At 67.9% G+C, this 13,821-nt stretch carries 13 protein-coding genes; 1 reads left to right on the top strand and 12 read right to left on the bottom strand.

Features of this window, described 5'->3' with window-relative positions:
- Positions 1–6: 6 nt before the first annotated feature.
- The 12 genes from BO221_RS14185 to sppA form a co-directional block, all read right to left on the bottom strand.
- Entirely contained in the window at positions 7–1,185 is a 1,179-nt protein-coding gene (locus tag BO221_RS14185) for an acetyl-CoA C-acetyltransferase (RefSeq protein WP_073560991.1), read from the bottom strand.
- 264 nt (positions 1,186–1,449) lie between these two features.
- Positions 1,450–3,159 (bottom strand): 30S ribosomal protein S1, encoded by a 1,710-nt coding sequence (locus BO221_RS14180; protein WP_073560990.1) that lies wholly within the window; start codon positions 3,157–3,159, stop codon positions 1,450–1,452.
- A 351-nt stretch (positions 3,160–3,510) separates the two neighbouring features.
- A complete protein-coding gene (locus tag BO221_RS14175) occupies positions 3,511–4,656 on the bottom strand; it encodes an acyl-CoA dehydrogenase family protein (protein WP_073560989.1) in 1,146 nt (381 codons plus the stop codon).
- 13 nt (positions 4,657–4,669) lie between these two features.
- Positions 4,670–5,155 carry an AgmX/PglI C-terminal domain-containing protein gene (locus BO221_RS14170; RefSeq protein WP_369864877.1) on the bottom strand — a complete coding sequence of 162 codons (486 nt, stop codon included), beginning with the start codon at positions 5,153–5,155 and terminating at the stop codon, positions 4,670–4,672.
- Positions 5,156–5,169: 14 nt separating this feature from the next.
- Positions 5,170–6,312, bottom strand: a complete 1,143-nt coding sequence (locus BO221_RS14165; protein ID WP_073560988.1) for an acyl-CoA dehydrogenase — start codon at positions 6,310–6,312, stop codon at positions 5,170–5,172.
- A 157-nt stretch (positions 6,313–6,469) separates the two neighbouring features.
- Positions 6,470–7,246, bottom strand: a complete 777-nt coding sequence (locus BO221_RS14160) for an enoyl-CoA hydratase-related protein (RefSeq protein WP_073560987.1) — start codon at positions 7,244–7,246, stop codon at positions 6,470–6,472.
- 157 nt (positions 7,247–7,403) lie between these two features.
- Entirely contained in the window at positions 7,404–8,252 is an 849-nt protein-coding gene (locus tag BO221_RS14155) for a 3-hydroxyacyl-CoA dehydrogenase family protein (RefSeq protein WP_073560986.1), read from the bottom strand.
- Positions 8,253–8,322: 70 nt separating this feature from the next.
- Entirely contained in the window at positions 8,323–8,721 is a 399-nt protein-coding gene (locus tag BO221_RS14150; RefSeq protein WP_073560985.1) for a hypothetical protein, read from the bottom strand.
- Between the two features lie 4 nt (positions 8,722–8,725).
- Entirely contained in the window at positions 8,726–9,205 is a 480-nt protein-coding gene (locus BO221_RS14145) for a hypothetical protein (RefSeq protein WP_073560984.1), read from the bottom strand.
- 26 nt (positions 9,206–9,231) lie between these two features.
- Positions 9,232–10,314 carry an Mrp/NBP35 family ATP-binding protein gene (locus tag BO221_RS14140; RefSeq protein ID WP_073560983.1) on the bottom strand — a complete coding sequence of 361 codons (1,083 nt, stop codon included), beginning with the start codon at positions 10,312–10,314 and terminating at the stop codon, positions 9,232–9,234.
- A gap of 125 nt (positions 10,315–10,439) precedes the next feature.
- Positions 10,440–11,642, bottom strand: a complete 1,203-nt coding sequence (locus BO221_RS57610) for a zf-TFIIB domain-containing protein (RefSeq protein ID WP_158079840.1) — start codon at positions 11,640–11,642, stop codon at positions 10,440–10,442.
- Between the two features lie 13 nt (positions 11,643–11,655).
- Positions 11,656–13,371, bottom strand: coding sequence for a signal peptide peptidase SppA (sppA, locus tag BO221_RS14120; protein WP_073560982.1), 1,716 nt, complete (start codon positions 13,369–13,371; stop codon positions 11,656–11,658).
- A gap of 81 nt (positions 13,372–13,452) precedes the next feature.
- Between sppA and BO221_RS14115 the strand changes: the two genes are divergently transcribed.
- Positions 13,453–13,809 (top strand): hypothetical protein, encoded by a 357-nt coding sequence (locus tag BO221_RS14115; protein ID WP_198956113.1) that lies wholly within the window; start codon positions 13,453–13,455, stop codon positions 13,807–13,809.
- Positions 13,810–13,821: the final 12 nt, after the last annotated feature.

Genomic DNA, 13,821 nt, shown 5'->3' with positions numbered 1-13,821 from the left:
GTTGGACTAGCGCTCCACCATGAGCGCGATGCCCTCGCCGCCGCCGATGCACAGCGACGCCACGCCCCGCTTCTTGTTCGTGTCCTGCAGCGTGTGCACCAGCGTCACCAGCAGACGCGCGCCGGAAGCGCCGATCGGGTGGCCGAGCACCACCGCGCCGCCACGCACGTTCACCTTCGAGGCGTCCAGGCCGAGCAGCTTGTTGTTGGCCAGGGCCACCACCGCGAAGGCCTCGTTGATCTCCCACAGGTCCACGTCGGTGGTCTTGTGGCCGGTCTTCTTCAGCAGGTTGTTGATGGAGTCCGCCGGAGCGATGGTGAACTCCACCGGCTTGCGGGCGGCCCCGGCGTAGCCGGTGATCCGGCCCAGCACGGTACGGCCCTCGGCCTTGGCGCGCTCGGCGCTCATCAGCACCAGCGCCGCGGCGCCGTCGTTGATGGAGGACGCGTTGGCCGCCGTCACCGTGCCGTCCTTCTTGAAGACGGGCTTGAGCGAGGGAATCTTCTCCGGCTTCGCGTTCTTGGGACCCTCGTCCTCGCTCACCACCACGTCACCGCCCTTGCCGCCGGGCACGGTGACCGGGACGATCTCCCGGGTGAACAGACCGGCCTTCTGGGCCTCGATGGCGCGCTTGGTGGACTCGAGCGCGTACTCGTCCTGGTTGGCGCGGCTGATGCCCTGGCTGGTGGAGCACTCCTCGGCGCAGCTGCCCATGTGGACGTTGCCGTAGGGATCCCACAGGCCGTCGAGGATCATCGCGTCCTTGAACTCCACGTTGCCCATGCGGGCGCCGCCACGCAGGGCGTGGCTGACGTAGGGCGCGTTGCTCATGGACTCCATGCCGCCGACCACCACCACCTCGGCGTCACCCAGCGCAATGGCCTGGGCGCCGGCGATGACCGCCTTGAGGCCCGAGCCGCACACCTTGTTGATGGTGACGGCGGGAACGCTCTCGGGGATGCCGGCGTAGATGGCCGCCTGACGCGCCGGGGCCTGGCCCACGCCCGCCTGGAGCACGCAGCCCATGATGGTCTCGTTGACCTGATCCGGGGAGACGCCCGAGCGCTCCAGCGCCGCCTTGATGGCAACCGCGCCGAGTTGCGGCGCCGTCAGCTTGGACAGGGCGCCCTGGAAGGCCCCGATGGGGGTACGCGCCGCGCCGACGATGACCACTTCACGAGCCATGAACTGCCTCCTTGGGATGCTTGGAGATGACTTCGAATAACGCTCGGGAGGGCCCTTATCACCGCCGCTTGTAGGAGGGTCAAGCCTCCTTGCCTGCCCTGAAGCCGGAGCGTCCACTGTCCCGAGAGATGGGCTTCTGGCTCCGAGGACTCCTCGGAATCGGCTCATGACACGGCGCGTCGAAACGTGGAAAAACAAACGGCCGAGCCCCCCGAAGGAAGCCCGGCCGCTCGTATGTGTCCCTCGCGTGAGGGGCGGAGCTGACTACTTCTTCAGCTTGCTCGCCATCACGTCGCCGAGGCGGGCCTTGGAGCCCTCGGCCTGGCGGCGGAGGTACTCGCGGTAGTCCTCGCCCTCGCCGATCAGGGCCTTCATCGACAGAGCGACCTTCCGGTCCTGGGTGTTGATGTCGATGATCTTGACCTCGACCTCCTGGCCCTCCTGCACCACGTCACGCGGGTTCTCGACGCGCTCCTCCTTCAGCTCGGAGACGTGCACGAGGCCCTCGATGCCGGGCTCGATCTCCACGAAGGCGCCGAAGTCCGTCACCTTGGTGACCTTGCCCTTCACGCGGCTGCCCACCGGGGTCCGCTCGGACAGGGTGTCCCAGGGATCCGGCTGGAGCTGCTTGATGCCCAGGCTGAAGCGCTCGTTCTCGACGTCGATGTTGAGCACCACCGCCTCGACCTCGTCGCCCTTCTTGAACATCTCGCCCGGGTGCTTGATGCGCACCGTCCAGGAGATATCGGACACGTGCACCAGACCGTCCACACCCTCCTCGACGCCGACGAACACACCGAAGTCGGTGACGTTGCGGATCTGACCCTTGATGACGGAGCCGATCGGGTACTTGTCCTCGAGCAGCGTCCAGGGGTTCTGCTCGATCTGCTTCATGCCCAGCGCGATGCGCTTGGCCTTCGGATCGATGTCGAGAACGACGGCCTCGACCTCCTGGCCGACCTCCAGCATCTTGCTGGGGTGCTTGAGGCGCTTGGTCCAGGACATCTCGGACACGTGCACCAGACCCTCGACGCCCTGCTCGATCTCGATGAACGCGCCGTAGTCGGTGATGGAGACCGTCTTGCCGCGAACGCGCGTGCCGACCGGGTACTTCTCGTCGGCGCGGTGCCACGGATCCTCCTGGATCTGCTTGAGGCCCAGGCTGACGCGCTCCTGCGTCGGGTCGAACTTGAGGACGACGACGCGAACCTCGTCACCCACGTTGAACATCTCGCTGGGGTGACCGATGCGGCCCCAGGACATGTCGGTGATGTGGAGGAGGCCGTCGATGCCGCCGAGGTCGATGAAGGCGCCGTAGTCGGTGAGGTTCTTGACCACGCCCTTGAGGACCGCACCCTCCTTGAGGTTCTTGAGGGTCTCCTTCTTCATCTCCTCGCGCTGCTTCTCGAGCAGCACGCGGCGGGAGAGCACGATGTTGCCGCGCTTCTTGTTGAACTTGATGACCTTGAACTCGAATTCCTTCGAGATGTACTGGTCGAGGTTGCGCACCGGGCGGATATCCACCTGGCTGCCGGGGAGGAACGCCTTCACGCCGATGTCGACGGAGAGGCCACCCTTCACACGGCCCACGATGGTGCCCTTGACGATTTCATCGCGCTCGCAAGCGGCGCTGATCTCGTCCCAGATGCGCATCTTGTCGGCCTTCTCCTTGGAGAGGACGACCATGCCGGTATCGTTCTCGCGGCTCTCCAGGAGGACCTCGACAGGGTCGCCCGCCTTGACGGAGACCTCGCCGCGAGGGCTGGTGAACTCGGAGATCGGAACCTGGCCCTCGGACTTGTAGCCGATGTCGACGATGGCGAAGTCCTTGGTCACCTGAACGACGGTGCCCTTGACGATCTCGCCCTCCTTGAGGATGCCATCTCCGCCACGCTCCTTGAGCGAGGCCTCGAACATCGCGGCAAAATCCTCGTCGCCAACATCTCCGATCTGCTGGTTCACATTCTGCTGCATGAGATTGGGAGTCCTTCGAAACTGGTACAGCTGCCCCCGGTGGTTGACGGCAGCCACTCGCGGGGAGCTACGAGTGGCCCGCGAGCCAATTCCACAACGGAGTTGACTCGAAGGCGCGCACCCTAGACACCGGTTACACCGGCAGTCAAGCGAGCACGCGGTACTTGTTCACAGTCTTGATAATCCGGCCCCAGTGGAACGGGCACCCCCACCCCACCAGAACCCTCATCCGGTGGGCCAGGTCGCCAGGCCTGCTGGCGCCTGACTCAGAGGAGAAGGTGCTACCCCATGGGTAGCCGCGCCATCACCCCCCAGCACGGGGTCCAGGGCCCTCGGCCCGGGGGCGGGCGTTCAGTCGAGCAGCTTGAACGTCTCGCGGGCGATCACCAGGCGCTGCACTTCGCTGGTGCCCTCATAGATGGTCTGCACCCGGGCATCGCGGAAGTAGCGCTCCACGGGGAACTCGTCGATGTAACCGTAGCCGCCGTGGATCTGCACGGCCTTGTCCACCGCCCGGTTGGACATCTCGCTGGCGAACAGCTTCGCCATGGAGGCCTCGCGGGTGAACGGCTTGCCCTCTTCCTTGAGGTTCGCGGCCCGGAGCGTCAGCAGCTCGGCTGCCTGGAGCTCCGTGCTCATGTTGGCCAGCATGAAGCGCAGGCCCTGGAACTCAGCGATGGGCTGGCCAAAGGCCTTGCGGTCCTTCGCATAACGAATGGAGGCCTCGAGCGCCGCCCGCGCCACGCCGCACGCCTGCGAGGCGATGCCGATGCGCCCACCGTCCAGCGCGATCATCGCCAGCTTGAAGCCGTCCCCCTCCTTGCCCAGGAGGTTGTCCGCGGGGATCTCCATGTCCTCGAAGGTGAGGCTCACGGTGTTGGACCCGCGCAGGCCCATCTTGTCCTCGTGCTTGCCGATGATGAGGCCCTTGGTCCCGCCCTCGACGATGAAGGCGGAGATGCCCTTGTTCCCCTGCCCTCCCGTGAGGGCCCACACCACCATCACCCCCGCGTAGGCGCCGGAGGTGATCCACTGCTTGCTGCCGTTGATGACCCACTTGTCCCCGCGCCGCACCGCCGTGGTGCGCATGGCGCGCGGATCCGAGCCGGCATGGGACTCGGAGAGCGCGAACGAGCCCACCACCGCCTCGCCCGACGTCAGCTTCGTCACGAACTTCTCGCGCTGGGCGTCGGTGCCGAACTTGTAGATGAGCTCGCCGCACATGTTGGTGACGGCCATGGCCACCGAGGTGGAGGCACACGCGGCCGCCATCTCCATCATCGCCAGGGAGTACGAGACGACGCCCGCCTCGGCGCCACCGTACTGGCCGGGGATGTTCACCCCCATGAGCCCCAGGGAGGCCAGCTCCTTGAAGAGCTCGACGGAGAAGAACTCCTCCCTGTCGAACTTGCGCGCCTGGGGGGCCACGCGCTCGCGGGCGAACTTGCGGGCGGTGTCGCGGATGAGCGTCTGCGTCTCGGTGAGCTCGAGATTCACGGGAGCGGGTGTCCTACTTGATGGCCTTGAGGTTGAACGGGTACTCGATGGGGTATTCGCGCCCATCCGGAGGCGACGGGAAGTTGATGCCGGAGAGCACGTTCACCACGCACTCGTGCAGCCGCGAGTCCTTGATCGTCGTGCCAGCCTTGGCGACCTTCGCGTTGCGCACGAAGCCGTCGGGCGAGATGGTGAAGGTCGTCATGATGCGGCCCTCCTCCACCTTGTTGCCCTTGGTGGCGAGCAGCTCCTCGTAGCAGTCCTGCACGTCACGCGAGTGGTACTGCATCACCTCGCGGATGGAGTCCGGGGTGAAGGGCAGCCGGCTGATGTCCGGAGGCGGAGGCCGCACCGGCTCCGCCTTCTTCTTCTCCTGTGCGGGGGCAGCCGCCTCGGGAGCGATGTCCTTGGCGGACGCGCCCTTCTTCGCGGGCGAGCCCTGCGCGAACGCCAGGCCCGACCCGAGCACCACCACCATCAACAGGGAACGGTTCATCATGGACGGCTCGACTCCTAGTCCTTCAACAGGTTGGCCGAGATGACGATGCGCTGGATCTCGCTCGTCCCCTCGTAGATTTCCGTGATGCGCGCGTCACGCACGTGGCGCTCGGCATCCATTTCCTTGGAGTAACCCATGCCGCCATGGACCTGCAGGGCCTTGTTGGCCACACGACTGGCCATCTCGCTGGCATACAACTTGGCCATGGCGCTCTCGGTCGAGTGGCGAACACCCTTGTCCTTGAGCAGCGCCGCGCGCAGCACGAGCATCCGGGCCGCGTCGATCTCCGTGGCCATGTCGGCGATCATGAACTGGATGGCCTGGTGCTCGCGGATGGACTTGCCGAACGTCTTGCGCTCGCCCGAGTAGCGCACCGCCTCCTCGAAGGCCGCGCGGGCAATGCCGAGCGCCTGCGACGCGATGCCGATGCGGCCACCGTCCAGCGTGCTCATGGCGACCTTGAAGCCGTCACCCTCCTTGCCGAGCATGTTCTTCGCCGGCACGCGCATGTCCTCGAAGAACATGCTGCAGGAGTGCGCCGCGCTGATGCCCATCTTCTTGTCCGGCTCGGCGCGGATGAAGCCCGGGGTGTTGGTGGGCACGAGGAAGGCGGTGATGCCCTTGTTGCCCGCCTCCTTGTTCGTCATCGTGAAGAGCACGATGGCGTCGGCCTTGGGGCCGTTGGTGATCCAGTTCTTCGAGCCATTGATGACGTACTCGTCACCCTTGCGCACCGCGACGGTCTTTTGCGAGGCCGCGTCGCTGCCCGCCTCGGGCTCGGTGAGGCCGAAGCAGCCCAGCTTCTCGCCCCGGGCGAACGGCGTGAGGAACTCGGCCTTCTGCGCCTCGGTGCCGAACTTCATCACCGGATCGCAGTAGAGCGAGTTGTTCACGCTCATGATGACGCCGGTGGAGGCACAGCCGCGGCTGATCTCCTCCATGGCCACCGCGTAACAGACGTTGTCCAGACCCGCGCCGCCGTACTGCTCCGGCACCGCCACGCCCAACAGCGACAGCTCGGCCAGCTTCTTCACCGCGTCGGTGGGCCACTGGTGCGTCTCGTCCCACTTGCGGGCGTTGGGGATCAGCTCGCGCGCGGCGAACTCGCGGCACATCCGCTGGATCTCGCGCTGGACGTCGGTCAGCTCGAAGTTCATGGCACTCCTGATGGGGAAAGAAGGGCGCGGAGGTACATATACGGGGCCACGCGCCCGGGAACAGCGATTGCAAGAGGGGCGGGCAAGCGTCTGTTGCCGCGCCCATTAGTCTGCCCGAAGGCTCCCAGGGCACCCCGGGGAGCCTTCCTCTACCGGATTACCTGCCGGTGAAGTTGGCCGCGCGCTTCTCCAGGAAGGCCTTCATGCCCTCCTTCTGGTCCTCCGAGCCGAAGAGCACCGCGAAGCCCTGGCGCTCCAGCTCGTTGGCCGCCCGGAGATCCTGATCCGCGCCGAACTCGATGACGCGCTTGGCCTGGGAGATGGCCAGCGGGCCATTCTTGAGCATCTTCCCCGCCACCGCCTTGCAGTGGGCCAGGAGCTGATCCGCCGGGAGCACGTCGAGCACCAGGCCGATCTCCTTGGCCTTGGCCGCGTCCAGGCGCTCACCGGTGAAGACGAGCTCCTTCGCGCGCATCTTGCCCACCACGCGGGTGAGCCGCTGCGTGCCGCCGAAGCCCGGGATGACGCCGAGGCTCACCTCGGGCAGGCCCAGCTTCGCCTTCTCCGAGGCGTAGATGAGGTCGCACGCGAGGGCCAGCTCGCACCCGCCACCGAGCGCGAAACCGTTCACCGCGGCGATGGTGGGGATGGGGAGCTGCTCGAGCGTCTGGAAGGCCCGGTGGCCCAGGGCGGCGAACTCGCGCGCCTGCGCCGCGCCGATGGACGCCATCTCCGCGATGTCCGCGCCGGCCACGAAGGCCTTGTCGCCGCCACCCGTGATGATGAGCGCACGGGCCGTGGCGGGCAGGGAGTTGAGCGCGGACTCGATCTCCTGGAGCGTCTTGCTGTTGAGGGCGTTGAGCGCCTTGGGACGATCGATGGTGAGGATCGCGATCGCGTCCTCGGTCTCCAGCCGGATGTTCTCGTAGGCCATGTGGGGATCCTCAGGGTGGGAAGACGGTGACAGGCACCCTCACCCCGACCCTCTCCCGGCGGGAGAGGGGTATTTGGGGCACCTGTGTCCTGGTATCGCGCGCCCTTCCCCTCTCCCCTCGGGAGAGGGTCGGGGTGAGGGTGCCTGGGTCTGGGGTTCAGTACTTGTAGAAGCCGCGGCCACTCTTCTTGCCGAACCAGCCGGCGTCCACGTACTGCCGCAGCAGCGGGCTCGGGCGGTACTTGTCGTCACCCAGGCCCTTGTGGAGCACCTCGGCGATGTAGAGCACCGTGTCCAGGCCGATGAAGTCCGCCAGCTGCAGCGGGCCCATGGGCTGGTTGGTGCCCAGCTTCATCGCCGTGTCGATGTCCTCCGCCGTCCCCAGCCCCTCCTGCAGCGCGAAGCAGGCCTCGTTCAGCATCGGGATGAGGATGCGGTTCACGATGAAGCCCGGGAAGTCCTTGGAGACCACCGTGGTCTTCCCCATCTTCTCCGCCAGCGCCTTCGTCGTCTGGTACGTCGCGTCCGACGTCGCCGCGCCCCGGATCAGCTCCACCAGCTGCATCACCGGCACCGGGTTCATGAAGTGCATGCCGATCACGTTCTCGGGGCGCTTCGTCGCCGCCGCGATCCGCGTGATGGGGATGGACGAGGTGTTCGTGGCCAGGATGCCGCCCGGCTTCACCACGCCGTCCAGCTCCACGAAGATGCGGCGCTTGAGGTCCTCGTTCTCCGTCACCGCCTCGACGGCGAAGTCCACGTCCTTCACCTCGGTGGCGCTCGTGGCGGTGGCCAGGTTCGCGGTCGCCGCCTCGAGTTTGGCCGCGTCCAGCTTGCCCTTCTCCACCAGCTTCTTCAGGCCCGCCTTGATGCGCTCGGCACCCTTGGCGAGACCCTCCTTCGAGACGTCCACCAGGGTGACCCGCAGGCCAGCCTGCAGCGCCACCTGGGCGATGCCCGACCCCATCTGCCCTGCCCCGACGACGATGATGTGCTCCGATGCCATGGGAGACCCCTTGCTCGGTAAACGAGGAACCGGGCGCGCTATAGCCCCCGCTCCCCTACCGGTCAACGGATCACGGGAACCGCAGTCCCCTCTCGGAGCGTGTGTCCTCGTCCTGGAGTGTCAGGCGCTCCACGAGAGGGGGCCGGGATGGTCCACTTTCACCCCGAGCGAATACCCACACCTCGTACGTCCCCGAGGGGAGTTCCACCACCAGGGAGACCAGGCCCAGCGGACCGCCCGCCTGGAAGGAGCGCGTCTCGCGCTTCACCAATTCGCCTTCCGCGTTCTTCACCTGGAAGTCGAGCGCCCGGATCTCACTCCAGCCCGGGCCCTCGAACCGCCACACCAGCTCGCGCTCGGGAGCGTCCACGCCCTTCCACAGCCACAAGCCCAGCGCCACCAGCAACAGGAAGGGCAGCCGCCTCAGCAGAGGGTGTTGTTTCCAGTTCCGCCGTTCGCCGCCCTCCACGCCCTCACTCCTTCTTCGCCGCGGTCTTCTTGCCGCCGCGGCGCGTGTTCAACTCGGTCACCGTCACCTTGGCCCGGCCCGGCGTGCCCGCCTCGCCCTGCTCCTGCTCCTCGTGAGGCACCAGGCGGATCTGCGCCTTCACCTCGATGGTCATTCCCGACACCACCTTGAGCAGCTCGTCGCGCAGCTTCTCCGACTGGAGGAAGCGACGCAGTTCCTCGGAGACGACCCGGCCCACCTCGTCCTTCGTCTTCTCCGCCTGCCCGAGGATGTAGCCGAGCACTTCCTTGGGAAGCTTCAGCTGGCCGGCCAGCGAGCGGATGCCCTCCTCCGTCATGAAGAGGGCGCCCAGTCCCGCCACCGCCACCTTGCGCACGAACTCGGGCACGAAGCCCGCGCGAGAACCCTCTTCCCGTTCCGGCTCGTCTCCGAGCAACGGGTCGAAGTCGTCGGTCTCGTCTTCGGGGGCCTTGCCGGGCGCCATAGGGGTCCTCGGGTGATGGGGGGTGACTAGCGTATCACCGGCAGCTTCACCGCCACCCGCATGTTCTCGGTGGACACGCGGCCCGCGATGTTGCGCGCCATCGCCACGAAGGCCTGGGCCTCGGCGCTCTCCGGCGCGCTGAGCACCACCGGCACGCCCGCGTCACCCGCCTCGCGGATCTTCAGCTCCAGGGGAATCTCCCCCAGGAACGGGATGCTGAACATCTGCGCCGCCTTGTGCCCACCGCCCCGGTTGAAGATGGGCGTGGCCTTCGAGCAGTGCGGGCACACGAACTGGCTCATGTTCTCCACGATGCCCAGCACCGGGATGTGCACCTTGTCGAACATCTGCTTGGCGCGCACCACGTCCGCCAGCGCCACGTCCTGCGGCGTCGTCACCAGCACCGCGCCCGACGCCTTCACCGACTGCGACAGCGACAGCGCCACGTCACCCGTGCCCGGCGGCAAGTCCAGCACCAGGTAGTCCAGCTCGCCCCAGCGCACGTCGCGCACCAGCTGCATCAGCGCCCCGTGCAGCATGGGCCCGCGCCAGATGAGCGCCTGATCCGCCTCCACCAGGAAGCCGATCGACATGACCTTCAGCCCGTGCTTCTCCAGCGGCAGCAGCGTCTTGCCATCCGGGCTCACCGGCTTCTCGGTGATGCCCGTCATCAGCGGCACCGAGGGGCCATAGAAGTCCGCGTCCAGCAGGCCCACCTTCGCGCCCTCGCGCGCCAGCGCCGCCGCCAGGTTCACCGACACCGTGCTCTTGCCCACGCCGCCCTTGCCAGCACCCACGAGGATCACGTTCTTCACCTGCGGGAGGATCGCCTGGCCCTGCGCCATGCCCTGCGGCGCCGAGCGCACCTGCGCGCCCCACTCGATGTCGAACGTCTTCAGCCCTGGCACCTGCTTGAGCGCCGCCTCGGCGTCCGCCTGGATCTTCCCCTTCATCGGGCACGCCGGCGTGGTCAGCTCGATCTTGAGCTTCGCCTTGTCCCCGTCCACGCGGACGTCCTTCACCATCCCGGCCTTCACGAGGTCGATGTGCAGCTCGGGATCCATCACCTTCGACATCGCCGCGAGGATGTCGCGCTCGGAAACACTCATCTGTGTACCTGAATCCTTTGAATCCGGGGGGTTGGGGGACCCCCCACGGAAGGGCGCGGAAATAGCCAGCGGACCCCCCGGTGTCAACCTCCTCTAATCTGTCGTTCCCCTGGTTGCACCGCTTCTCATTCGATCGCGGCCACCCGGTACTCGCCTGCCTCCCGGACCAGCCGCACCGCCCGGTCCGCCCCCAGCGGGAACTCCGCCCCCGACGCCGTCACCCGCACGTCCCCCTCCAGGGCGAGCCGCGCCCGGCGTACCCGCTCGGCCGACAGGGGCTCGCGCTTGAAGTCCTCGCGCAGGCGCTCGGGGGTGTAGCGGGCACGCAGGGGATCGCTCAGCAGCGACCAGGCCTTGTTCCAATCGCCCGCCTTCACCGCGTCCAGGAATCCCTTCAAGGCCGCCCGGGGTGCGTCCTCGGGCTTCTCCTCGACGACCCGCCAGCCCTCCTTTTCCTGGATCAGCGTGAGGGCCGGGGCTCGCGCCTGGAGCCGAGGGAGGGCCTCGCGCACTTCCTTCGCGCGGGCCTGACGGACCGAGGCGTCTCCGTAGTGCTCCAGGAACGCGGGCCGGGCCTCCGGGGGGACGCTCGTCAGCGCGGAGGCGTCCGCCAGCCGGTTCTCCTCCAATGCCTGGGCGTAGGACGCCGCCACCTCCGAGGGTCCCGGCGTGTGGGCACAGCCCGTGACCACCCCGGAGACAGCCAGGGACAACATGGACAGCGTTCCCAGGACCCTGCGCAACGGGCCTCCCGGTGTGCCCTTCTTCATCGCCGCCCCCGAGACGGAGCCCGGCGGCCGGCATGCTCCGCAATACACATCCCCATCGTACGCATAGGCCTCCGAGACCTGGAGCCCCACCCCGCAGCGCGAGCACTCCATGGCCGCCGCGACCGTAGCGGAGGGCCGCGCCTGAGGCATCACCGGAGACGTGGGCGGGGGCCGCGTGTCCGTCACACCCGCCAGGGCCTCGAAGGCGCCCGCGTCCAGCCAGACCCCTTCACACGAGGGGCACACGTCCACGGGGCTGGCGCTCGTCACCACCCGCCGCAGACGCCCGGTGCAGGCCGGACAGCGCATGGGCTCGCTCCGGCACGTGGGGCAGACCGCCTCCGCCCGGCCCACCGGGTGCCCCGACTTCCGGCACCTCGAGAAGGTCTGCCCCTTCATGGCCAGGAAGCTCCTCACCGAGGGTCGATCCGGGAAACGCTCCAGCTCGCCCCGGTCGAACCACAGACCGTGACAGCCCGGGCAGGTGTCGATTTCCACATGGGAGACGCGCAAGGGCCGCAGCGGCTGGTTCTCACAGAGGGGACAGGGGCGCGCCATGCGGGCCGGGAGGTTACTCGAAACGCTCCCCTCCCTTGAACCCCAGCAGGCTCCACGCCGTTGGACAGAAGGCATAAACCCCCGCCCACGCGTTGCCCAGCAACAGCTTCAGCAGCGAGAAGCCTCGATCCCCTCCCCCATACATCTGGAGCTCGAAGCGCCCCGCCGGCACCTTCGCCAGATCCATCGCGTGGCGGCACGCCTCCTCGAAGCCTCCCAGCTTGTCCACCAGCCCCAGCCCCAGCGCCCGCGTGCCGCTGTACACCCGCCCCTCTCCCAGCGCGTGGATCTCCTCCTTCGTCCGGCCCCGCGCCTTCGCCACGTGCTCGAGGAAGGCCTGGTACGTCTCCTCCATCTCGAGCTCCATCAAGGCCCGCTCGTGCTCGGTGAAGCCCCGCGCGCTCGAGTACATGCCCGCCGTCTCTCCCCGGGTGATGAGCGTGCGGTGCACTCCCAGCTTCTCCATCAGCTCCGAGGTGTCGAACTTCCCCGCGAACACGCCGATGGACCCCACCACCGCGTGCGGCGTGGCCCAGAGCTCCCGGGCTCCCAGCGCGGCCATGTAGCCGCCGCTCGCCGCCACCTGATCCATGAAGGCGATGACCGGCTTCTTCTTCGCCACCCGCTGCACCGCCTCCAGGATGAGCTCCGAGGCCACCGCCGAGCCTCCCGGGCTCGCCACGTACAGCACCACCGCCTTCACCCTCCGGTTCCGCCCCGCCGCGCGCAGCGCCTTCACCACCGTATCCGAGCCCGCCGCCCGCCCCGGCGTCCCCTTGCCCGGGACGATCATCCCCGACACGGGCACCACCCCCAGCCGCGGCCTCGGACGCAGCGGACGCCACCGCACCGGCGGCCACGGCAGCCGCGCCCGGTACATCGGCATCGGCTCCAGGCCCTCGTCGTCCTCGTCCTCGTCGTCCTTCTTGCCCTCGGGCTTGCCCCCGAGCCGCGCGGGCAGGTCCGCCTCGTCACACATCCCGTCGATGAGGCCCGCCGCCGCCGCGCGCTTCGGGCTGTAGGGGCCCGCGTCGATCCACGCCCTCACCTCCTCCGGCGTGCGCCGCCGCCCCCGCGCCACGCTGTCCACCAGGTCCACGTACCGCTCGTCCAGGAAGGACTCGAGCGTCTGCCGCTGGATGTCCGAGACGTGCGCGTGCGTGTAGAGCTCCGGCGCCGTCTTGTACGCGCCCCGCCGGAAGAAGTGCGCCTTGATGCCGAGCCGGCCCAGGCCCTCGCCCAGCGCGGTGGCCTCCGCGGCGAAGCCCATCAGATCCAACCGGCCCGCTGGGGACAGCAGCACCTCGTCCGCCGCGCACATCACCTGGTAGCCCACGTTGTCCACCCCCACCGCCCACGCCACCACCCGCTTGCCCGCCGCCCGGAAGTCCCCGAGCAGCTTCACCAACGCCTCCTGCTTGGCCGGCGGCACCTCCAGGTCCTCCAGTATCAGGAGGATGCCCTTCACCTTCGGGTCCTTCGCCAGCAGCGCCAGGGCCTCGCGGAAGGACTCCAACGAGGTCACCGTGGCCGGCTCGGGACGGCCCTGCCCTCCCAGGCTCGGGGGCAGGCGGGAACGCCGGGTCCGCTCCCGGTAGGGGGGGTTCCCCGCCAACCGGAAGCGCACATGGGCCGGCCGGCTCCGAGCCCCCAGCAGGCGGAACGGGAGGCCCAGGAGGACCCTCAACAGTACCAGCAGGTTGATCAGGGGGATGACGAGGAAGCGCACGGGTCTGGCGCCTAATGGACCGCCCGGGGGGAAGCAAGCCCTGTTCTACGCACATGTAAGGTCGTGGTAGGCTGCGCCGCCATGCGCCTCCCCCTCTTCTCGCGTCTGCTGGTCGTCCTCGTGCTCGTGACTGGCGGCGCCGCCCTCGCCCAGCGGCGGCAGCTCCAGAGCTTCCAAGGCGATGAAATGACCCAGGAGGAGCGCGATGCCGCCCGCGCCCGTCCCAAGTACAACATCAACTCCTACAACCGGGACATCCAGATCAAGGAAGAGCCCATTCCCTGGAAGGCCCTCGGCCTGGGTGTCATCGCGATGCTGGTGACCGCGCCCTTCGCCTGGCGCGCGTACAAGGGCACCTCCAAGGAGATCGCCGATGCCAACACGTTCGGCGTCGCCAGCTCCCGGGTGGGCGAGGCCTCCGAGGAAGAGCAGTCGTAAGACCGGAGCAGG

Source organism: Archangium sp. Cb G35 (genome assembly GCF_001896145.1).
Taxonomy (GTDB): domain Bacteria; phylum Myxococcota; class Myxococcia; order Myxococcales; family Myxococcaceae; genus Archangium; species Archangium violaceum.
The sequence above is the reverse complement of the archived record's forward strand: the minus strand, read 5'-3'. Positions and strand labels throughout refer to the sequence as shown.

Bases quoted from the DNA above. Each gene is read 5' to 3' on its own strand.
- BO221_RS14185 (WP_073560991.1), bottom strand. From the start codon at position 1,185: ATGGCTCGTGAAGTGGTCATCGTCGGCGCGGCGCGTACCCCCATCGGG.
- BO221_RS14180 (WP_073560990.1), bottom strand. From the start codon at position 3,159: ATGCAGCAGAATGTGAACCAGCAGATCGGAGATGTTGGCGACGAGGAT.
- BO221_RS14170 (WP_369864877.1), bottom strand. From the start codon at position 5,155: ATGATGAACCGTTCCCTGTTGATGGTGGTGGTGCTCGGGTCGGGCCTG.
- BO221_RS14165 (WP_073560988.1), bottom strand. From the start codon at position 6,312: ATGAACTTCGAGCTGACCGACGTCCAGCGCGAGATCCAGCGGATGTGC.
- BO221_RS14160 (WP_073560987.1), bottom strand. From the start codon at position 7,246: ATGGCCTACGAGAACATCCGGCTGGAGACCGAGGACGCGATCGCGATC.
- BO221_RS14155 (WP_073560986.1), bottom strand. From the start codon at position 8,252: ATGGCATCGGAGCACATCATCGTCGTCGGGGCAGGGCAGATGGGGTCG.
- BO221_RS14145 (WP_073560984.1), bottom strand. From the start codon at position 9,205: ATGGCGCCCGGCAAGGCCCCCGAAGACGAGACCGACGACTTCGACCCG.
- BO221_RS14140 (WP_073560983.1), bottom strand. From the start codon at position 10,314: ATGAGTGTTTCCGAGCGCGACATCCTCGCGGCGATGTCGAAGGTGATG.
- BO221_RS57610 (WP_158079840.1), bottom strand. From the start codon at position 11,642: ATGGCGCGCCCCTGTCCCCTCTGTGAGAACCAGCCGCTGCGGCCCTTG.
- BO221_RS14115 (WP_198956113.1), top strand. From the start codon at position 13,453: ATGCGCCTCCCCCTCTTCTCGCGTCTGCTGGTCGTCCTCGTGCTCGTG.